This window comes from Mucilaginibacter sp. HD30 (assembly GCF_054061755.1).
Map to the genome: position 1 here is coordinate 3099844 of NZ_JBSSEO010000001.1, position 20428 is coordinate 3120271.

The 20428-nt window shown below is 44.5% G+C and carries 26 protein-coding genes and 1 tRNA gene; 18 read left to right on the forward strand and 9 right to left on the reverse strand.

Going from position 1 to position 20428, the window contains the following annotated elements; translation table 11 throughout:
* Positions 1-95: 95 nt before the first annotated feature.
* The 5 genes from ACVW2L_RS14775 to ACVW2L_RS14795 all read left to right on the forward strand — a co-directional run bounded on the left by ACVW2L_RS14775 (position 96) and on the right by ACVW2L_RS14795 (position 4147).
* A tRNA-Met gene (locus tag ACVW2L_RS14775) sits at positions 96-169 on the forward strand.
* A 196-nt stretch (positions 170-365) separates the two neighbouring features.
* Positions 366-644, forward strand: a complete 279-nt coding sequence (locus ACVW2L_RS14780; RefSeq protein ID WP_457128733.1) for a helix-turn-helix domain-containing protein — start codon at positions 366-368, stop codon at positions 642-644.
* A 589-nt stretch (positions 645-1233) separates the two neighbouring features.
* Positions 1234-1665, forward strand: a complete 432-nt coding sequence (locus tag ACVW2L_RS14785; protein WP_457128734.1) for a hypothetical protein — start codon at positions 1234-1236, stop codon at positions 1663-1665.
* Positions 1666-1884: 219 nt separating this feature from the next.
* Complete coding sequence (locus tag ACVW2L_RS14790) at positions 1885-3144, forward strand: type IV secretory system conjugative DNA transfer family protein (protein ID WP_457128735.1); 1260 nt, start codon at positions 1885-1887, stop codon at positions 3142-3144.
* Positions 3137-4147, forward strand: a complete 1011-nt coding sequence (locus ACVW2L_RS14795; RefSeq protein WP_457128736.1) for a hypothetical protein — start codon at positions 3137-3139, stop codon at positions 4145-4147. The genes ACVW2L_RS14790 and ACVW2L_RS14795 overlap by 8 nt, the downstream gene beginning before the upstream one ends.
* Here ACVW2L_RS14795 and ACVW2L_RS14800 read toward each other — a convergent pair.
* Both ACVW2L_RS14800 and mobF read right to left on the reverse strand, forming a co-directional pair.
* Complete coding sequence (locus ACVW2L_RS14800) at positions 4130-4507, reverse strand: hypothetical protein (protein WP_457128737.1); 378 nt, start codon at positions 4505-4507, stop codon at positions 4130-4132. The two genes, ACVW2L_RS14795 and ACVW2L_RS14800, sit on opposite strands and share 18 nt — an antisense overlap.
* Entirely contained in the window at positions 4479-7226 is a 2748-nt protein-coding gene (mobF, locus tag ACVW2L_RS14805) for a MobF family relaxase (RefSeq protein ID WP_457128738.1), read from the reverse strand. Before mobF ends, ACVW2L_RS14800 begins: the two co-directional genes overlap by 29 nt.
* A gap of 401 nt (positions 7227-7627) precedes the next feature.
* Between mobF and ACVW2L_RS14810 the strand changes: the two genes are divergently transcribed.
* From ACVW2L_RS14810 to ACVW2L_RS14830, 5 genes are all read left to right on the forward strand, one after another.
* Complete coding sequence (locus tag ACVW2L_RS14810; protein ID WP_457128739.1) at positions 7628-7831, forward strand: hypothetical protein; 204 nt, start codon at positions 7628-7630, stop codon at positions 7829-7831.
* A gap of 83 nt (positions 7832-7914) precedes the next feature.
* A complete protein-coding gene (locus tag ACVW2L_RS14815) occupies positions 7915-8124 on the forward strand; it encodes a hypothetical protein (RefSeq protein WP_457128740.1) in 210 nt (69 codons plus the stop codon).
* A gap of 164 nt (positions 8125-8288) precedes the next feature.
* The gene (locus ACVW2L_RS14820) at positions 8289-8432 is read left to right on the forward strand and encodes a hypothetical protein (protein ID WP_457128741.1); all 144 of its coding nucleotides are present in this window, start codon (positions 8289-8291) and stop codon (positions 8430-8432) included.
* Positions 8433-8603: 171 nt separating this feature from the next.
* Positions 8604-9929 (forward strand): hypothetical protein, encoded by a 1326-nt coding sequence (locus tag ACVW2L_RS14825; protein ID WP_457128742.1) that lies wholly within the window; start codon positions 8604-8606, stop codon positions 9927-9929.
* Positions 9930-10021: 92 nt separating this feature from the next.
* Entirely contained in the window at positions 10022-10891 is an 870-nt protein-coding gene (locus tag ACVW2L_RS14830; RefSeq protein WP_457128743.1) for a glycerophosphodiester phosphodiesterase family protein, read from the forward strand.
* 8 nt (positions 10892-10899) lie between these two features.
* On the opposite strand, the gene ACVW2L_RS14835 is transcribed toward ACVW2L_RS14830, so the two are convergent.
* Positions 10900-11778, reverse strand: coding sequence for a hypothetical protein (locus tag ACVW2L_RS14835; protein WP_457128744.1), 879 nt, complete (start codon positions 11776-11778; stop codon positions 10900-10902).
* Positions 11779-12507 carry a glycerophosphodiester phosphodiesterase family protein gene (locus tag ACVW2L_RS14840; RefSeq protein WP_457128745.1) on the reverse strand — a complete coding sequence of 243 codons (729 nt, stop codon included), beginning with the start codon at positions 12505-12507 and terminating at the stop codon, positions 11779-11781. It lies immediately after the preceding gene.
* A 242-nt stretch (positions 12508-12749) separates the two neighbouring features.
* On the opposite strand from ACVW2L_RS14840, the gene ACVW2L_RS14845 reads away from it, so the two are divergent.
* The 3 genes from ACVW2L_RS14845 (at position 12750) to ACVW2L_RS14855 (ending at position 13524) form a co-directional block, all read left to right on the forward strand.
* Entirely contained in the window at positions 12750-12998 is a 249-nt protein-coding gene (locus ACVW2L_RS14845; RefSeq protein WP_457128746.1) for a hypothetical protein, read from the forward strand.
* Between the two features lie 62 nt (positions 12999-13060).
* Positions 13061-13345, forward strand: a complete 285-nt coding sequence (locus ACVW2L_RS14850) for a hypothetical protein (protein WP_457128747.1) — start codon at positions 13061-13063, stop codon at positions 13343-13345.
* A gap of 2 nt (positions 13346-13347) precedes the next feature.
* Entirely contained in the window at positions 13348-13524 is a 177-nt protein-coding gene (locus ACVW2L_RS14855) for a hypothetical protein (protein WP_457128748.1), read from the forward strand.
* A 191-nt stretch (positions 13525-13715) separates the two neighbouring features.
* On the opposite strand, the gene ACVW2L_RS14860 is transcribed toward ACVW2L_RS14855, so the two are convergent.
* Complete coding sequence (locus tag ACVW2L_RS14860) at positions 13716-13907, reverse strand: AlpA family phage regulatory protein (RefSeq protein ID WP_457128749.1); 192 nt, start codon at positions 13905-13907, stop codon at positions 13716-13718.
* A 365-nt stretch (positions 13908-14272) separates the two neighbouring features.
* Here ACVW2L_RS14860 and ACVW2L_RS14865 point away from each other — a divergent pair, with 365 nt between their 5' ends.
* Positions 14273-15481 carry a tyrosine-type recombinase/integrase gene (locus ACVW2L_RS14865; RefSeq protein ID WP_457128750.1) on the forward strand — a complete coding sequence of 403 codons (1209 nt, stop codon included), beginning with the start codon at positions 14273-14275 and terminating at the stop codon, positions 15479-15481.
* Positions 15482-15497: 16 nt separating this feature from the next.
* Here the strand turns inward: ACVW2L_RS14865 and ACVW2L_RS14870 are convergent, their stop codons facing one another.
* The 3 genes from ACVW2L_RS14870 to ACVW2L_RS14880 all read right to left on the reverse strand — a co-directional run bounded on the left by ACVW2L_RS14870 (position 15498) and on the right by ACVW2L_RS14880 (position 16413).
* Complete coding sequence (locus ACVW2L_RS14870) at positions 15498-15809, reverse strand: hypothetical protein (RefSeq protein WP_457128751.1); 312 nt, start codon at positions 15807-15809, stop codon at positions 15498-15500.
* A gap of 103 nt (positions 15810-15912) precedes the next feature.
* Complete coding sequence (locus ACVW2L_RS14875) at positions 15913-16140, reverse strand: hypothetical protein (RefSeq protein ID WP_457128752.1); 228 nt, start codon at positions 16138-16140, stop codon at positions 15913-15915.
* Between the two features lie 3 nt (positions 16141-16143).
* The gene (locus tag ACVW2L_RS14880) at positions 16144-16413 is read right to left on the reverse strand and encodes a helix-turn-helix domain-containing protein (RefSeq protein ID WP_457128753.1); all 270 of its coding nucleotides are present in this window, start codon (positions 16411-16413) and stop codon (positions 16144-16146) included.
* A 119-nt stretch (positions 16414-16532) separates the two neighbouring features.
* On the opposite strand from ACVW2L_RS14880, the gene ACVW2L_RS14885 reads away from it, so the two are divergent.
* The 4 genes from ACVW2L_RS14885 to ACVW2L_RS14900 are packed head-to-tail and all read left to right on the forward strand — an operon-like array spanning position 16533 to position 19175.
* Positions 16533-17525 carry a hypothetical protein gene (locus tag ACVW2L_RS14885; RefSeq protein ID WP_457128754.1) on the forward strand — a complete coding sequence of 331 codons (993 nt, stop codon included), beginning with the start codon at positions 16533-16535 and terminating at the stop codon, positions 17523-17525.
* A 35-nt stretch (positions 17526-17560) separates the two neighbouring features.
* A complete protein-coding gene (locus tag ACVW2L_RS14890) occupies positions 17561-18217 on the forward strand; it encodes a recombinase family protein (protein WP_457128755.1) in 657 nt (218 codons plus the stop codon).
* Between the two features lie 4 nt (positions 18218-18221).
* Positions 18222-18617 (forward strand): hypothetical protein, encoded by a 396-nt coding sequence (locus ACVW2L_RS14895; protein ID WP_457128756.1) that lies wholly within the window; start codon positions 18222-18224, stop codon positions 18615-18617.
* 54 nt (positions 18618-18671) lie between these two features.
* Complete coding sequence (locus ACVW2L_RS14900; protein WP_457128757.1) at positions 18672-19175, forward strand: hypothetical protein; 504 nt, start codon at positions 18672-18674, stop codon at positions 19173-19175.
* Positions 19176-19290: 115 nt separating this feature from the next.
* On the opposite strand, the gene ACVW2L_RS14905 is transcribed toward ACVW2L_RS14900, so the two are convergent.
* Entirely contained in the window at positions 19291-20424 is a 1134-nt protein-coding gene (locus ACVW2L_RS14905) for an ATP-binding protein (RefSeq protein ID WP_457128758.1), read from the reverse strand.
* Positions 20425-20428 lie beyond the last annotated feature (4 nt).

Here is a 20428-nt window from a genome sequence, read left to right on the forward strand (position 1 = left end):
TGTGCCACAATGTTAACATTTTTTCTAAAGGAAACGAATTTCTGCTATATTTGCAAACCTTTTTTGAGCAGCCTTGTTGCAGCTCAGAATATTAAGGCGGGGTAGCTCAGATGGTTAGAGCGTAGGATTCATAACCCTAAGGTCGGCAGTTCGATCCTGCTCCCCGCTACTCATTATCAGGCAGTTACATACCATGTAGCTGCCTTTTTTGTTTTTTAATAAAACAATGATAAAACAGAGGTAATTATGTCAAATGGCTGAGCCAGCCTACCGCTGCTTCGTGCAACGATTTATACCTAAATATACAAAACATTCAGCTTCTTCGCAAAATTTTAGCATTTTTACTTTCATAAAATCCTAACCTCATGGACGTTATCTGTATTGAAGAATCCGCTTTCCATGTGCTGGTCGAAAAAGTGGTTGCGCGCATTAGAGAAAAAACACCCGCGAAATCGGAGAAATGGATAAGCGGAGCGGAAGCCATGCAGCTGTTACGTTTAAAAAGCAAAACAACATTACAGAAAATGAAAGATGAGGGGAAGATACGCGTATCGCAGCCCGCTAAACGCATTATTCTTTATGACCGGGATTCGATCAGCGATTACTTGGAAGATTTTGCCTATGAAACGTTCGACATGCCGTGAACGAATCTATTAATCCATAACCCAATGCGACCGATCACAGCGACGGCATTTATAATGCTTAATGGGCAACCAAAATAAAAATGTCTTTACCAAAAGCCCGCGAGAAATGCGGTCCCAATCAGACTTCAGTGAACCACAGGCGCACTTCTTTTTATTTTTTTCACTTTCGCTATTTGTATCTGACTTTACCATAAGGGGGATGGAAGATCTTCTATCGCACCATAGCGATAGAAACCCAAAGATACCCTTATGTTTTAATAGCGACACGCCAACTTTATTGAATTATTCGCATTAATCTAGGCCGTTCATTAACGATTCGATATTTGCGACATGGAAGCATCTGCCGCGCTACTTTTCTTTTCTCCGGCGGCAAAGCAAAGTAGCAAAAGAAAACGCCAGCCCTACGATCATTTCCGGTTTTGCCCAAAAAACGAAAGCCCTCACACACTCGCTGTCTGGGGGCCTTCAACCTAAACCTTATCACACGGCAGTAAGAGATACTGCCGAATAGCTAAAGTAACAATTATTCAGCTCATCTTCATCGTACTAAGCAAAAATCTTATCTTTAGCCAAAGCAAACCTTACCGTTATGGCAAATGCAGTTGAAGACGCACTAAACCGTGCGAAAGCCGATCAAAAAGAAAAAGCGATGCAAACCATCGATGAAGCGCAGCGGAATATTAATTCTGCCAGCTTTCAGATGGGAAATTTCCAGTCGCCTGAGGCGGCCGATATTATATCCCGCAACGAACAGATTATCGCAGAAGCAAGACGTTCTATCCCGTTTGAAACGATGCAAAGTGTTGATTCGGTATCTCCACCGATGACCACCCCGCCGACGCATGGGGTGGTCAATGCCGAACCTATTGAACTGAATTCCAATTTCAAATCCAACATTGAAAACATCGAGCAAGGCAGCGGGAACAATTACCTGAATCAGAATGCGGTTGACCGTGCCAACGCCAGGCAAGAGCAGGCAAATCCGCTACAGGAACCGCAAGAAAAAAGTTTAGGCCGATAATTGCATCAAGGTTTTGGATTTTTCACCCGAACATTTTATATTCGGCTCAAATCCTGAATCTTATGCCTTCTTTTGACTTCCCGCTTGACCGGGCAATCTATTCTTTCAACGACGAAGAACCATTCACCATCGGCAATGCCTGCGAGGGTGTGCAGATATTTGGTGGAATAGGTTCCGGCAAAACCAGCGGCAGCGGCGAGGCGCTTGCACGTGCTTATCTTGCTTGGTGGCCTGGTGCTTTGCGCCAAAAAAGATGTCCTCGATGACTGGCTACGCTATGCGCGTGAAACCGGCCGGGCCGAACAGGTGCTGGTTTTTGATGCGTCGGGGGACTTCGTCTTTCCTTTTCTTCAGTATGAAATCGAGCGCGAAGGCGAGGGGGCCGGTTATACCGATAACCTCGTGAGGCTATTTACAACGGTTTATGAAGCCATCGACCGTAGCGTCAAAAGCGAAGGGGCCGATCCCTATTGGGAACGCGCCATGCAGCAGCTGCTTCGCAATACGATTGACCTTTGCATGATTGCTCGCGGCACAGTCTCCGTACCGATGATTCACGATGTGATTCTTTCCGCTCCCTTAAGCGTTACCCAGATCGATACACAGGATTGGAAAGACCGAAGCCTTTGCTGGAAGCTGCTTATGGAATCACATGCGAAGGATCTTGAAACCTGGACCAAGTATGATTTCGACGCAACGGCGGCATTCTGGCTGGAGGAATACCCGAATCTCGCTGATAAGACGCGTAGCAGTATTATTTCGACGCTGAGCACGATGATGGATATTTTCCTGCGCAGGCCGTTTCGCAGGTTGTTTTCTGAAATGCCCAGCGACAGGCGCAAAATAGCCTATCCAGAGCTTTCCCACCGGGGAGCGATCATTATTGTCAATCTGCCGGTGAAAGAGTTTGGCGACGCAGGCAGGGCGGCGCAGGTGGTTTACAAATATCTCTGGCAACAGGCTGTCGAGCGCAGAAAGGCATCGAATAGCACCGTACCCGTCTTCCTATGGGTGGATGAGGCACAGAACTTTGTTACCGAGTATGACATGCAATTTCAGGCAACGGCGCGAAGCACCCGTGCCTGCACCGTTTATCTCACGCAAAATCTGCCCAATTACTATGCAGTCATGGGCGGCGGTCAAAGCAAATACCGGGTTGATTCCTTAATGGGTAATCTGCAAACGAAAATATGGCATGCCAACAGTGATCCCATGACCAATGAGCATGCGGCAGAAACCATCGGTAAGAGCTGGCATATACGGCAATCTTCCGGTGAAAGCTATGGCGCAGATTATTTTAATGTCAGTAGCGGCAGCAATGAAAGCTTCGATTACGATATCCCACCGCAGACCTTTACCAAACTCCTCAAAGGCGGCGGAACGAATGACAAGATCGTGGAAGCGATCATCTTCCAGAATGGCCGGACATGGTCAAACGAACAGACCCATTTACGCGCAACCTTCAAGCAACATGACTAAAGTAATCACCAAACCATTTGCTCACGGGGAGGAAATGGACAAGGCACGTAATGTAACAGGCATCAATAAATGGGCGCGTTCGTCGCCGGTCATCGGCACGTTCATGTTAATTATGGGATGGTTTACGATCCCCTTTGAGGTGATTTTCCGAAAGGATTTTGGGCAGCGTTGGTTTACGATTGTCAGCTTTATAACAGGAGCCCTATTGGTATGTATCGTCGAAGGCATTCAATTCACGTTCTATGATATTGCTGACCATTTTCAAGAAATTCCCGGTTGGCTTGGCTTTATAAATCCCTTTGAACAAGGCCCCGATGCAGCAATAAAAAAGTTGTATAATCAATACTTCATGTTGCTGTTTTTTTGTCTTTATTTTTACATGGGTGCTTATCATTTGTTCAAAATAAAGTGGCGAAATCAGGCTAAGGTGCCGTTGCATTCCTTTGATGACGGTAGGTCAAGGTTGAAATGGGCAGCATTTTTAGTGATGTGGATATTCAACATCATTGCCACGCCAGTCATGTTTTTATTTTGGATATTGATTCCGTCTAAACAAAGAAGTGGCAAGCCTTTCCCCTGGCTTTTCAAGGAAGAAGATACATTCACAAATGTTTTTTTTGAACCAGGTGCGGTTCTTATTCTAGGTATTCTTTTAAGCAGTTTCATTAGCTTCTATTTGCTTGTAACCAGTCTTGCGATGTTCCTGCATGCCCATTGGAAAGAAATGGCGCGGAAAGCCAAAATAATCGATTTTCAAGATAGCAAGGTCGAGGCGGAGTTGATGCGCGAACTAAGAAAAGCCAGTTTAGAAACGGGGAAAGAAAAGAAGAAGCCAGCAGATAAAAAATCTCCTTCTGCAAAGGCACCCGCTCCCGTTATCATTCAGCACCCGCCTCTCAGCAAGATCATTGACGATATGCGGAATGAAAGGATTGATACGCTAATGAAGGGCGTATTATCCAGTGTAATCACAAATGTTGCCCGCTCAAAGGCTACTGAGTGAGATATCGGCGATAAATAACCCATCCTCCTGCATATCGCTGCCGACATCCGATTGTACGTAACGTACACGGTACGTAATTAACGCTTCATAGAGTGAGATTAAATTACGGCCAGTAAGAATTATACGTTGCTGCGTAGTAAGGACTTCAATGCCTGCATCCACGTCGAAATTGATTTGTGTGAAATAGGAATAGGGAATTGCTTTGCGGCTGCCATCGGGCAAGCGCAGATCAAGGCAAGTGGGGGTATTGCCTCTATCCGTGGCAAAATACGCCGAGGCGCTGTGATCCAGCGGTTCCTCGGCAGAATTGCCATGTACCAATTGTACGCGGCTAGTTTCGAGTCGCTTCCTGAAGTCCATATGTTTGCTGATTTAGATTTGCATAAGCGTGAGATTCGGGCCGCTTTTCCTGTTGCGACCTGATGGATAATTGCCTGTTTATTTCCTGTGCCTGCTGCTGTTGCTTTGCCATTAACTCCGTGGCGGAAATGCGTTCCGCTGACTGGCTTACCGCGTCGAGCAAATGCTCTTTGTCATCGGTATAGATCGATACCGCTTCGCGACCGCGCGAAACGGACACATAAAATTGTTCCATTGAGGATGCTTTGAAGGTGGACTCGCTTTGCGAAATAATGACTTTATCCGCCGTCTTGCCTTGCGCCGCGTGCGATGTCGAAACATAGCCCAGATTGAAGTGTCCGAAATCCTCTGAGATGGTGGAACCGTTCGAGAGCTTTATACTTCCCGCCTCGTTAAATCCCTCCACCTGAAATACCGAACCGTTGAACAGGTGCTTTCCATCTTCGCCTTTACCATTAGCGGTAATGCGGATTTTATCGCCCTCGGTGATATCGACCTGTCTTGGTTCAAATACGGAGAATTTGGCGGTCTCGGTAAAGGGCACCAAAAAATCCAGCCCCTCCTTGTTACTTGCGAACACGCCTTGCTCATCTGCCTTAAGCACATCCAAACGGCTTCCGGCCTTGATCCCCTTTGCGTTTTGATGGAACGCAAGGATAGTGCCGGGCTGATACGATTCCCATTGTTGCTTCTCCGCTTCGGTGAATTGCAAGTTTCTTAACGTGGTAAACGTGCGGTCCTCTTGGCCGATTATATCCTGCATCTTCAGTTTTTCCCGGATGGCGTCGGTCACGAGTTGACCTTCGGCATGAGTCGGTGAAACGACCAATACATTTTTGCCGGAACCATTGCCAACGGAGTTGCAATAATCTTCCGCGACAGCATTGATACGTGCGTCGCCGTCCGTTATTTCGTGAATGGCACCCATACGGTCGAGCTTTTTAAACCCTTGCTCCACTTTGCCCTCTGAAAGTTGCTGCACGGCCTCCTTATAAGCGGCCGTTGTTTGCCGCTGGATCTTATCGACCGTTACCGGCTTAAGGCCTGTTTCCTGTTCGATAATGCGCATCGCATCGCCACGTTCCACACTTGTATGCTGCTTGGTATCTCCCGACAGAATGATCCGCGCACTTTGCGCATTGGCTATCGCCAGAATGCGGTTCATGTCTTTATTGGATAACATGCCAGCCTCGTCTACCCAGATCACCTGGTTCTTAAAAGCAGGGTGTCCGCTCGTTTGCTGGATCAACCGCGCCACCGTTTCCGCATTGTCGAACCCTTCACTACGCTGCACACCCCGGCTTGCTTCGCTTGACGGCGCAAAGGAGAAGATTTGCTTGCCGCTGGCAAGAATGCCCTGCCGTACTTCCTTCATCAGGGTTGTTTTACCTGTACCTGCTTTGCCGGTGATGAGGATAACGCCATCGCTTGACGATAAGGCGTGCTTCACCGCCTTTTGCTGTTGTGTGTTAAGGATAGGATTTGCAGGCAGGTAGTTTTCATTGATGGGCCGGAATTTATTACGGGTGAGCATGCAGTGCTGAATAAGCTTCTTTTCTTCCTTCAGGGCTTCTTTGGTAGTGATGAACGTACGTAATCGGTCGGTAACGTGTAAAACATCCTCTTCGTTACGAAACGCCTGCCGCACTTGTTCAGGTGTTGCCTCGCCGATGGCTGATTTAATGGCCGTTGCCAAAATCTCTTTGTCACTTGCGACCGATTTGCGCTCCAAATGATGGCTAAGCGAAAATTGAACAGCGCGTTTCGCCGCCTGAGCATTTTCGCCGGAGGCCGGTTGCTGTTTAAGGCTACGCAGTGCTTTTCGTTCGCTTTCTGTCAGGCGTGATTCCCATGCAGCTTCTTGCTGCGCGAAATTGAGCGATAAACGTTTTGCTTCGCGGGTTTTCGCGCCGATCTGCGATTTTTGTTTGTCGTCGCTGATTCCGTGTTCACGGCTATAATCTTCGATCTCCTGCGTCCGCCGGGAAAACTTTTCCAGCGTCTGCTTTTGAAGACCCGCCAACTCAAATCCGTTTTTGGTTTTTTCGACAGCGTAGCCTTGCTCTTGCAGGCCCTGCGCCAGTTTACTATGGAAAATCGCTTCGTAATACGGCGCATCCTGCTTGGTTTGCTGAAATTGCCCCGCTTTCCATTTCCTATCCTGTTGGTCATAGGTGGCGTTGAACACAAAGCAATGGCTATGCAAATGCGGATCGGGCACCCCATCAATCGGGCGGGTGGTAAAATGGGTGAACGCGCCGTAAGCAAGGTTGCCGGTTTCCCGGTTCTCATTCTTTCCTTTAGCCCGAACCCGTGTCTGCATACCGTTCTCAATATCGCTCATGGTGTCGCGGACAGCGGATTGAAACGCATCCAGGATAATTCTTTTTTCACCGGTGCCCGCAAACGCATAGGCGAGGCCAACCGATTTGCTGGCGTTGAAGGTAAAATCATACCCAACCGTTCGGTCGGTATCATTTCGGCCTGTCAGCGTAGTACCTGTCGATGGGTTGATGTTATCGCACAGCTTCGCAAAGCCTTGCTTATCGATGCTGCCTGTCAGGCCAAGGGCTTTGGCGGCTTTGCCGCCCCAACGCCCGATCAGCTCATTTCCTTCGCCGTAATAATCATAGGCCGCTGCATGTCCTTCCTTGTAATATTCCTCACAGTAATATTTCTTTGCGCCGGAGGCGGATTTATTCATCGTGATACGCAGCATAATACACTCTTTATCTGCGCATTAAGTTCGGTCCTTGCGGCGTAATATTCTTGGCTTGATATGGTATCGCGTGGGGTCATGTGGTGCATGTGCCTCTGATTGCTGCCAGAGAGACCTCTACGCCCGGCCCATACCCTAATAAAACGACGATCTCACAACACGGCACAATGGTGCCGGACAATGCGGTTGCGAGCCCAATGCTAATCCCCCATCCCCGGCAACTGAACTGCCGACCTTTGCATGAGAAACTAAAGCAGCCTCTGCGCCGGTAAACCTGCCAACACGGTTTCCATTACATGGAGCCTCCGCGTTTCGGTTGACCCGTGCGCTACGCCGCATCGGCAGCTTTGGATCGTTCTCATAAGGACGGCAATTCTGCCGCCTACAAACCGGAGGATACAATGAGCAATCACGACAACCAGCAAGGCCAACCATCGATGCCGACCTACATTGCCTATCAGGTGAGCGAGGGTGGCCAGGCAGGTTACTGGACACGCATCGGAGCAGCATGGCCACACAAGGACGGCAAGGGCTACAATATCAATCTGGAATGCTTGCCGCGCAATGGCCGTGTCACGATGCGCCTAAACGAGAAAGAGGGCTAGCGATCAATCTCTTTTCGCCGCAAGCAGAATTGTATATACTTAGCATCGAAGAACTGAATGGAAGGTTTCTTAAGGAGAGTGTAATGGATCTAACTACGAATAAAGATCATCTTAAAATTCGGGCAAATGATAACGCTAGTTACGTTGCTTGGCATGTTGACGAGGCTAACAATTGGAACCCTGTCGGCGCGGCATGGAAGCACGTTGATGGTAACGGCTACTTAGTTCAGTTAACGAAAGATGTTCCTAAGGGACCATTGATATTGCGGGTAGCGCATTTGAATTTGAACTAAGAATATTTAACGGCAAATATGATTGGAAGAAAAATGAGAACCCTGCGCTGTCTTGATATAACTTTGATTGCATTCACTCTTGTATTTACTGTTAGTTGTGAAAGGAGTGGACAAACTGCTTCATCAGTAACTTCGCAAATCTTCCCCCAAGTGCAATTAAGGAAGTGGGCCTTAAAGACGACGAATACGAGGTGTGGAGCAGCGTTCCCATCGATACTAATACCCGTTTATCCGACTTAAAGACCATTGATGGCGAGAACCTGGAGGAATGGATTAAACTGCATCCATTATATCCTGCGGGTAAGTGAACAATTTATTCCAATTGCATAAGGAATATCCCGACGTCGCAGCATAAAACCTTTAGCAAATTCTTCAAGAAATATACTTCAATAAGGTCAATGGAATGAATATCTTTATTGTAATTTTCTAACGCTCCTATTCATGTATAGTCCCAATTCTCTATAAAATAAAAACGTAATATGAGGAAACCTTGCCTGCCTATCAAACTTGTTGGATTTATTCTTCTGTTTGCCCTTAGTTGTAAAAAGAAAGAACAGTCCCCCATAATAACTGAGCAAGCGACTTCCACAGCTGAGAAACCACCTGCAACCGAAATAGTAAAAGAAGTTGGGTTGTCAACTTCCGATGGCGAATATCAACTATGGGAAGGCATTCCTGTCGATACGATGACGCGGTTATCCGACTTAAAGACTATCGACGGTAAAAATTTAGACGAATGGTTTAAATCGCAACAACTTAAAGTCAGCCAATCCATTAGTTCTCTAAAAACAATGGCGGAAACGCCATTGTCACCCGGACAGGCTTTGGCAACGCTGCTTTCTCGCTGTAAAAGAGCGGCCTTTGAATTTACTTCTAGGTATCCAGACGTTAAAACGTTTCACTCTAATTTTCCAAACATAAAAGAACAAGACAGGCTTGCTTATGTCTGGGCCGCTAGTGACACTGACAAACAGCATTTATGTAGTGAGGACAAGACTGAAACCGACTGTGCGTGTTCAAAGCCTCTGTATGGCTTAGATTGTTCAGGATTTGTATACCAAATTTTCAGTAAAGCCGGATTAGACATTCAAAGGCTGGGGACATCCGGTTACGCAGATCTAAATTATTGGAATTCTTTATTTGCAAAATCTGGTATTTATTCGGGCATCAAAGCGGTTGATGTTACAAAGATAACATCAAATTACGATTTCCTTGAAGGGGACATAATCGTACGACCAGGACGTCATATGGGAATGGTTTTTGATGGTAAAAACGGTCGGAGTATTTTGAATTCATTTGGTAAGCCTTCAAATACATGTGAAATAAATTCCGATATGCAACATGGCCCCGTTGGTATGGCACCCAATTCTGAGGACTTAAAATTTCTGTTTGAAAAAGGTTATAAAGTTATCAGATTCAAGAATGTAAACACGGAGTATCTGTTATCTGCTTCTTTACGAATCAACTTAACCTTTTATGGAAGTGTAAGTAACCCACACTACGGATATGCCGAATACTTTTTAAAAGCTGTAGTTTTGGATTCCAAAGGGCAAACGCCGCCTGGTGTCACCGTTACCTTTACATCTAACTTCGATAAAACTCATCCATTCGATAATCCAACTATGACAACTCCTAATACTCAAAATCGGCTAAATGTCCCCGACAGACAATTTCCGATAATAAAGATTTTCGCCACCATGCCGGATGGGACTTATCTTGAGTATTCGGATCAACCTAAATACACCTTCGAATTCAATCAACCATCTATTGTTGGAGCGACGAAGATAATTAGCAAATTACAATAAGTTGCAGATATAAATTATATTGGCGGGTAGCGCATTTGAAGTAAGTACGTTCGCTGTTGAAGTTAATCCTTAAATTAGCTAAAAATGAAACCATGAAAATTGACACGAAAATTGCGTTACTATTTGTAGGGGTTTCTATGTCAGCAATGTCTAATTCTCAGCAAACTTTCGATAAAGAAGGGCATCGTGGAAGTCGCGGGCTTTTTCCAGAAAATTCTATTCCGGCAATGAAGAAGGCCGTAGATCTTGGCGTAACCTTGGAAATGGATATTTCGTTCAGTAAGGAAAAAACGCCCATCGTAGCGCATGATCAATACATCGACTCACGAATTGCCTTGAAACCAAACGGTGATACCATCAGCAAGGAAGAGGAGAGCGCGCTTATATTATATCAGATGCCATACGCTGAGATCAGAAAATATATTTACGGTCAAAAACACTACCCACTTTTTCCAAATCAGACGTTAACGAAAACGTATGTTCCTAAATTGGATGAGCTAATAGACAGTGTAGAAGCTTATGCAAAACAACAAAAGCGACCTTTGCCCCAATACAATATTGAAACCAAAACATCGCCTGCCGGGGATAATATTCTTCATCCTGCGCCTGAAGAGTTTGTTGAAAAGTTGATGGAAGTTATCCTTTCAAAAAAGATTGACCAGCGCGTTATTATTCAATCGTTTGACACGCGAACTCTGGAAATCATCCATAAAAAATATCCTAAAATTCCAACGTCTTATCTCGTCGATACAAAAGACCTGAAGGGTAACTTAGCAAAATTGTCCTTTACCCCTGCTATTTACAGCCCTGATTATAAAGTGATCGATGAATCTATCATCAAAGAATGCCATGACTTGAATATCAGAGTCATTCCCTGGACGGTCAATAAGCCTGCGGATATTCAAAAATTAAAGGATTGGGGTATAGACGGCATCATCTCTGATTACCCCAATTTACTGTAGCAAAACTATCAGTTATGTTCCCTGTAATATTGCTTGATTTCGTTGGAATATGTTATCGCATTTTCCATGATTTTCACAAGTTGGGATTGCGGCTCACTAAGACTTCTTGGTATTTTATCCGCCTTATCTGCACAGTTCACCCAAATCAATGTGCCTATATTTCCGGTATGACGAACGACTAATGTGGGCACCTGATCAGAATTACCATCCGTGTCTTTGAATTTTTTCGTTGTTTTGATTAAGATCTTTGCATCTGGCACCCACTTTCCCCAGCACACTTCACCATCGTCAAAAGAAAACTCATCTGGCAAATTTTTGAGAAGAGGGTGATCGTGAAATTGTTGTTCAATTTTTACACTAACAGGAACATGGACCCGCTGAAAATGGCAGATTTCACATCCAAATAATTCCTGGAGATGTTCGTTGCGGCATCTTCTATAAATAAGGTCATGAGTGCCGAATAATGTGCCTCCAGCGCGCACATAATCTCCTAACTTAACCTGAATTCTCTCACGTCGTTTTTCAATTTCCGATAATTTTGTCACATCGGTAACAATCAGAATAACCATGTGCACTTGTTTGGTTTTAAGGGGATATCGAAGCAGATGTTCAGCAGTCGTAAGCTCCTTATAACGATATTGTGGGCATTGGAGTTTTAATAGCGCTGTGATATTTTGACTCGTTTCAACGCTGTCGTCATTCCAGATTAGGATATATTTTTGCCTAAAGAAAAAGTATTTGATTCGTCTTAATAAGGGGAAAACATAATACCCGTGAAATTTCAAACCACTTATATAGCCCGCAATAGAAAAAATCAGACCAACCACTACATTTTGAACGAAACCTTTATCAATAAAATCATCAAAGTAAGATTTCGGATCAGCCATTTATATAGGAATAAATTGTTCAAATATTATATTGTCGCAATACTGCTTAGCCGTTTCCATCTCTTCCATAGATTTAACGGTCCATCCTAAGGCTATAATTCCTTTCTCACGAAACGAATTAACACGCTTTGATGGTAAATCATGAATGTTGTGCCCAATGAAATAAGGTCGGCTGATGAAATTAAATAAATAATTTCTTAATAAAAACTTTTTAAGAAAAAACATTTTTTCATTTTTGAAACCCGATGCCAACTGACCCCGAGTAATTTCAGGTACCCGCCTTGCAAACCACGCAAGAATAAATGGGTTGAAGGCTTGAATAGCATATTCATGGGAGTAATCGCGAAGTACCTTCCAAATCTTTTCTGCTCCTTGGCCGATATTCTTAAGTTCCTTGATCTCAATAAGGATAGGAACTTGGCCGTCTACTACATCAAGGACAGATTTAAGAGTCGGTACCGTTTCTTTTGAATTCTTTAGAAATAAATTAGTGAGTTCTTCTAACCGCAGACTGTCTGTGTCGCGCTTTACGCCACACATCCGCTCTAAGTCGTTATCATGAAACACGATAACCGTACCGTCTACAGTAACGTGGACATCCAATTCTATCGGAAAGCCCCGCTTGATTGCGGCACGGAAAGCACTTATCGAATTCTCAGGAATAATTTTGTTGTTCGTATGTAACCCTCGATGAGCGATGGGCTTCGAGGTTAGCCAAGTTGCGATCATTTGAATAGATGTATGCTTCAAAGTTAATCGAATCTGACATAACTTCAACTCACCTATAGTATTTTGCTGATATAAATATTGCTGCTTTTAGTCTGAGTTCAAACAACAGAGGTAATTGTTTTTCTTTGGAACAGACATCTTCCCTTATTGAGTGATAAGAGCGTTTTCTCAATTGTCACAAAATCTTAATATTCGCGCAAACTGCTATGAGGTATAATTAATCTATTAAACTGGGGATTCATATGCAATATCTACTAAATTCATATGTTGCGATAAAGCAGCGATTAAAAGATTTTGTGGAGGGATTTAAAGAAGGTTACAACGAAGATATCTGTCAATTAACCTCATTAAAAGGTGAAAAAAGTGCTTATGCCCAAATAGGGGACCGCACTTATTTGTATGATTCCCAAAAAGACATTTGGAAGCGCAGTTTTGTAGATACGGAAGACGCACGCCGAAATAAAAATAAATGTTATAGTGCTGTTAAATAGTTGGATACCTATTTGCATATCTCATTGTAAATCATATTTTTGTTATATAAAATTATCACATAATGGGAAACTTCAAATCTACCGGCAAAGCTCTAGGAGAACTTGTAGGTAATCTAAAAAAAACTGACTGGTGGTTAAAACAAGCTGCAAGTCAAGGAGCATCTATTTTCGTATACAATCCAATAGGAAATAGAGTTGTTGCATATATTAAAGGCCATGTTTTTCATGAAGATCGTCACGTGGGGGATGCTTATCATTGTGCTGACGGACACGAATATTTGAAAGTCCACGATAAAACTTATCGTTACAATCCAGACACAGACTCATTTTACCATGCAACTGTATAACAATGGATGACAATAAGAAAGACTCGTGGAGCGACTTTGTAGAGGGTTTTAAAGAAGGCGTTAAGCCAAAGCCAGATAATCGACCTTCCGAGGAAAAACGTGCAGATGCTATTGCTTCTGGGATAACAGATACGCTTCTAAATCCCGTGCAATGGATTAAGATCATTTTCAGACTATAGTTTTATTTATGACGGCTGTGGGAACCTCTGCTTGTCGGTGACGTACATTCCCTTTAAATTTTCATTGCTGTAGTCAGGGTCATTTATCGAAATCTTAGTTCGTACCAGTGAACTATTTACCGTATAAGCCTTCTTACCATAATAGGTAATGGGCTTTTTTCCATTATAGCAGCCACTTTGTTTTTTCATATCTATACTGTCCTTCGAAGCTGATCAATTTGTTCTTGAATCCAATTTTGAACATCGTCCTCTAACCAGCCAACAGCTTTTTGACCAAGCGGGATTTGTGCTGGAAAGCTTTTTTCCGACATTTTTTTATAGATCGTGCTGCGACTGAGGCCAGTTGCTAATTTGACTGCGGGTAATTTGATAATTCTGTGCATGATGAACCTTTCTTTTAATCCATAAAAACTTTACATCAGCGTTTTAAAAATGTAAGAGGGGGACATAAGGATTGTACCGAACAAAGGTGCGGCTCTTCAAAACCCAAGTACGGCCAATGCGGGGGCCTTTTTGGGGGCCTCGCAAAAAACATGAAGGAAGATTTGAGTTTAAAAGCAAGGGGTTACTAAATTAGTTCCGATTCCTTCCTGGGCACCATTGACATTTCCGACATCATCCCATAAATTCCAAAATACCCAAGCAAATCCAAGGAAAATACGGATTTATGATCCGTGATGATCCTGAGCGATTTCTTGTGAGCCGAAACATTTTGGGGGCCTTTTGGGGGCCTTTTTAGGAGTGAGTGATGCCATTATCCGAAGTAGCGATCCGCGCTTTAAAACCTACTCTGAAAGAGCAGAAGGTTTACGATAGTGGCGGATTGTATTTGCTGATTGCCGCGAGCGGGACAAAAGCATGGCGATTCAAGTATCGTATAAACGGCAAGGAGAAGAAGCTTGCGCTTGGTATTTACCCCTCTGTGTCTTTGAAAGAGGCGCGTGCAAAACGTGATGAGGCTAAGAAAAATATTGTTAGTGGCATCGACCCCGCTGTAAAAAAGCGAAACGATAAGCGTTTGATCAATTTCAACGCTACTAATTCTTTTCAAGCCGTTGCTGAGGAATGGCATCGCGTTAATCATTCGAAATGGACTGAAAGGCATGCCCAGGTGGTCTTGCGGCGACTTAATTTGCATGTTTTTCCTGATCTGGGGCAACGGCCTATCAAGGAAATCAGACCTATCGAACTGCTTGACGTAATCCGCAAAATAGAGAAACGCCAGGCTACCCATCTTTCACATCGGATTTTGCAAATGTGTAAACTTATATTCCGCTACGCCATCGTCACGGAGCGAGCAGAATATAATCCAGCTGGTGATCTCCAAGGCGCTCTTATTTCGCATAAAGAAAAACATTACCCCACGCTTAAACCCAAAGAATTACCACAGTTCCTTGAATCACTTGAGCATGTAGCCACGACCCATCAAAATAGACTGGCGGTAAAACTGTTGCTACTGACCTTTATGCGGCAAGGCGAGTTACGCTATAGCAAATGGTCAGATATCGATTGGGAAACCCGCGAGTGGCACATTCCAGCCGAAAACACGAAAATGCGTGACGCGCATGTGGTGCCATTAGCAAACCAAACAATTGCTTTATTGAAGGAATTGCAGACACTAACAGGGTATAGCCAATATCTGTTTCCCTCTCAACAACGGTTAAAGAATCCGGTCATGAGTGAGAATACGGTTAATGTTGTCCTCAAAAGAATGGGCTACGAAGGCAAATTAGTTGGGCACGGCTTCCGTGCATTAGCCTCGACCGTTCTTAATGAACATGGTTTTAGATCGGATGTTATAGAGCGCCAACTTGCACACGCCGAACGAGACAAGGTCCGTGCCGCGTATAACCGTGCAGAATACTTACCCGAAAGACAAAAAATGATGCAATGGTGGAGCGACTATCTGCAAGCAGCTGAAAACAAGAAAATCAGCAGTATTAAGCAGGTGGCGTAAAGAAGCATGAAACGTGTTAGCATTTGTCCTGCTCCAACACATTGATGCTGCGCAGGTATTTCATGCATTTGGTAACGGTGTCGTAATTGACATCCAGTGACTTTGAAAGCTGCCGCGCTGAAATGTAGACCCTGCCTGCTTGGTCGATGCTTGTGATCACATGAATGAGGATGCGTAGGGCAAGCAATGGATAACGACACCCGTCTTTTCCGCAAATTTTATCGACGATCTCGCGTAGGATGTTCTTATCTACCTCGATAATATTTTCCGGCAGCCACTGCTGCGGGCACTGAATTCTACCGTGATATTCCTTTTCAAAAACGTTCATGATTCCCCCCTGAAATATTTTCCGGGGTTATGCATCTTTAAATTGCATTGATAAAAGTGTTATGCAACTTATTCGGACAATAGTGCCGTAGATTTAACAGCAATTACCGTTCCTTATGAATATCTCTGTCATCCTTCGCAGGAGTTCCCCTTGAAAATCCTTTCGTCCATTCACGGACTTCCATTTCGTATTGTTCTTTACCGTCGATCAGGCCGCTAAAGAATGGATTCTCTTGATTTGGTGTCGCTGCCAGCTTTGCCGCCAAGTCCGGTTCATGTTTGGCGATTAGGTAACCCCTATTGAATCCGCTGATATATTGTTGTTCCTCCATTGCTTAGAAATTGGGATTAGTGTGTTTTTCCAGGTAGCTATAAATAGACTCTACATCGTAAAGGATGATTTTCTTCTCAGGCTGCGAGAAACGTATTTTCCCTTCGTCACGAAGCTTTTGCAGCGTGGTCTTGCTGGTAATGTGCAGGACACCCATTGCCTCCTCACCGGAAATCCATTTGTCAGAACTATTGTGCTGTTTTTCTTTAATGCGCTCGATCACACGCTCAATCAGGCTGTAAAACGCTTCGTCATGTAGGCAAATAACTTCCATTGCGTGATTAGGTTAGATTAATGCTTTAAAATTAAACACTTGGTTCGATTTTCGCAAACGGCAGCGTATTTAATAAATTATTAATGGTTTTACGATAGGCTAAGCAAAGGATGGTGAGGATGGATAACGCTGAAAACAGTAAGAAATTGACAGATGCCGTTCGGGCATCGGTAACGCATTCTGGCGTATTATCCAACTTGCGGCAGGTGAAGCATGAAGACGCACCACATGATGACCTCGCCAAGCTTACCGAACAGGCGAATACGGCTATTGAGAATATCGAACATTTGCTGAATGCGGGTAAGCTGGACGATACCACTTCGCTGAAGCTGACTGCCGCTTTAACCAAATTACGCTCTGCCGTAGGCAAGGATAACGTTTCACGTGCTGCACTCACTCAAGCCCTGGCAGAAGCTTCTACCGCTGTTTCAGGTACAGATTGCACTGGAAAAGCGCAAACGCTGCAAGAGAAAACGGATCAGCTTTGGCATCGCATTAAAACAAGCAACAAAGAAATCGACGACGATTTCACGAAAATGCAAAAGGCAGGGATTGTGTTCAATCAAACCCTGCTGAATCGCCACACCGAGCTTATGGAGTACTTAAAGACCCATCCGCGTGACCTTACCAGTCAAAAAGAACTCGACGCGGTGGATGATGCGATGTTGTTGCAGGCAGAGAAGCAGCTTAAAGAGCATCCGAATGCCCAGCCGTCATTTGATGATGCTAATAAAAAGAGTAAAGATCGGCATGAGATGGTGGATAAGGAGTTGGCGGTGATCTCAAAAAGAGAATCCGTTGCTGACAATGCGTTATCGGCGTTCGACGATACCTCCTCACCAGATACAAAACTTACAATGAATGATGTTGCCCCTCCGACCGGACTTCCAAGCGAAGCAAAAAATAATTCACAAAAATTTGTTCGTAAGCATACGAACGTATATTTCCGAACAAAATCCAACCGCAAACCGACACTTTACCTAATTCGTTCACCCCGTAACTTTTTGCTTTACAGCGCTAACTGCAATAGCCATCAACCGAGGTTCCGTGAGTCAAACGGCAAATTCTGTTCAAAGATATACGTTGGTTTACTTCATAACAGATGTGTCTGACGCAGCGGTGTCCTCACCCTTTGCGAAAAACAGATATGAAAAAAGCGATCACGTATTACCGGGTATCAACCGGGAGGCAGGCCGAGAGCGGTTTGGGCATTGACGCGCAGATCAAGGCGGTCCGGGATTTTGCAATGGCCAATAATTACGATCTCGAAAAGGAATATATCGAAATCGAGTCGGGCAAAAATAACCACCGGCCTGTGTTAAAACGCGCGTTGAATCAGTGCAAGCGAAAGCAAGCTACGTTATTGGTGGCCAAGCTCGACAGGATGAGCCGCAACGTGAATTTCATTACCGGGCTGCTCGAATCCGGGATTGGTTTTGTAGCGATTGATGTGCCGGGCGGCGAAAAATTTGTGATGCATATCATGGCAGCGGTAGCAGAGCATGAGCGCGACCAGATCAGCAAACGCACAATCCTGGCATTACAGGCAGCAAAGGCGCGGGGCGTGGAACTCGGTACTTATGGACGGCACGTCCTGTCAAAGCAGAACAGGGAACTGTCGCAGCGGTTTGCACTGGCTATGTGTCCGACGATCAACAGGCTCGTTGATGACGGTTATGAAACGGTGCGGGCCATTACCGATGAACTAAACCGGCAACGTGTGCCAACGTACCGCAATGATGGCAGTAAATGGCATGTCAGCACGGTGCATAAAATAATGTCGCAGATAAATATCAAAACATAAAACAATGCAGGATTTTCAAATCAACTCAAAAAAGGCTCCGCTAAAATACATGATGCTAATGCTCGGCTTCACGTTGATTGCAAGTACCGCGTTAGGTCAGCAGGTAAGTAAGATACAGGCGGCAATTGAGGCAATTAAAGAAGCTAATTATTGTAAGGATCAGGATTATCATACAGATGGCCAGCGGGTAGTTTGGGTGAAGTCTTACGAAGATTGGGTACCGAGTGATTTAAAGGTAATGAAGAAAGAAGCACCCGGGGCCTTACGCTTCCTTAGCATGGCGGCCCAGCGAACCCGCTACGATGTATTGGAGCAGTTGCTGCCAGATTATTACCGCGACCATGGCGGGGTGAAAGCCTTCGCTGCCGATATTTTGCGGCAGAATGTCAGCGTAAAATAATTACGCGTAATAATCCATACCTAAGGAATTATTCACCTTTTAAAACCTAACCTAATGAAACGATTTATCACCATTAGCCTGCTTATCATCGCTATTGCGCTTCTCGCCAACCAATGGGCTTTCGCTCAAACGCTTTCCAATTTTTTCTATTACAAAGGTGTAAAAGACCTGAGTGAAGCGGCGCATGTGTCTAATATTTACCTTAACGGGACCTACACGATCCAAGACAATTACGTAGATGTTACATGTGTGAGCAAGGATAATCTGTTTGATCGTAATATTCATACCTCCCTCCGATTAATCCGCGGGGCAGGTGTGCTATTTTTTACGGACATCATCGTGACCGGTGACGATGATGTCATTGAACCATTTGATGCATTTGGTCTTCAAACCGCGCTGATGCTCGGGCTAGTAAAAGCTATTGATAGTGATTCCTATGCAAAACTTCTGCAAAGTATGATCAATCAATTTCATACGGACCCGCAACGGTGGAACGGTAAAACATGGGCCCTCTTCGGCCTCAATCTTGATTATCTCGGTTACAAATTGAAGAATTAACCTAGTGTGGTTACCCTGTATATTGCTTCCGTGTTTAGCTATTCGACGCATAAGGGGCCGCCGCGCATTTTTGGCTTACGTCCTGCGGCACGTTTTTGTTTTTAGGGTGAATAACTTACGATGAAATGGGTAATAAAAAATCTTCTAAATTATCGGGAGAGATTATCGATGTTTCAGCACCAGGGTAGTTTTCAGTAAATGTCTGCGGAAATCTTACCTTTTGGGTTTTCCCCCATTTAAACTCAAAGGCCTTCAATACCCCTCCCTCGTGTTCTTCTATGAGGTCTATTTCCTGTTGCTGTGTGGTGCGCCAGAAATAAAGCCGTGCATCGTTTTGATGATAGCGTAAAAACTTCATGCGCTCGGCAATGATGAAGTTTTCCCAAAGCGCACCGGCATCGGTACGGGAATCGATGGTATTGAAGTTATTGATGATGGCGTTGCGGACGCCGCAATCGTAAAAATATATCTTTTTCCCCTTTTTAATCTCGTTGCGCATATTGCGGTTCATGGCGGGCAACACAAAGACCACAAATGCTTTTTCCAGCAGATCGATGTATTTTTCGACCGTAATTTTATTGGCACCGATAGTTTGCGCCAGTTCGTTATAGCTGACCTCACTACCGATCTGTAAGGCTAGAGCCTTCAATAGCTTTTCAAGCAGCACGGGCTTTTTAACCTGTTCAAGCATCAGCAGATCTTTGTACAAATAACTGCCAGCCAAGAGTTTCAGCAGGTCTTTTTCTCCGCCAGGTGCGGAAACTACCTCAGGATAATAACCATAAATGAGGCGGTGATTGAGCATTCCTTTTTCTTTGATAAAGTTATGGTGCGCGACCATTTCACCGAAACTAAAAGGATAAAGCATAAATTCAAACTTACGCCCCGTCAGCGGTTCATTGACTTTACTGGACAGTTCAAACGCGGACGAACCCGTAGCGATGACTTGCACGTCCTTGATCTGATCGGTAATAATTTTGAGTGTCAGGCCGATATTTTCCACCCGTTGTGCTTCGTCGATAAACAGGATTTTGTATTTGCCGATGATGTTTTTTAAGGTTCCTGTACTGGTATTGGAAAGCATCTCACGGACATCGGCATAATCACCAGTCAGATGCAAATATTCCTCTCCTTCCAGGATTGCCTCTACCAATGTGGATTTGCCGCACTGGCGTGGGCCAAAGATCAATAATGCTTTGCCTTTGAAAAGTCGGGCTTTTATGGCTGATTGCAGCTGACGAATTATCATAATA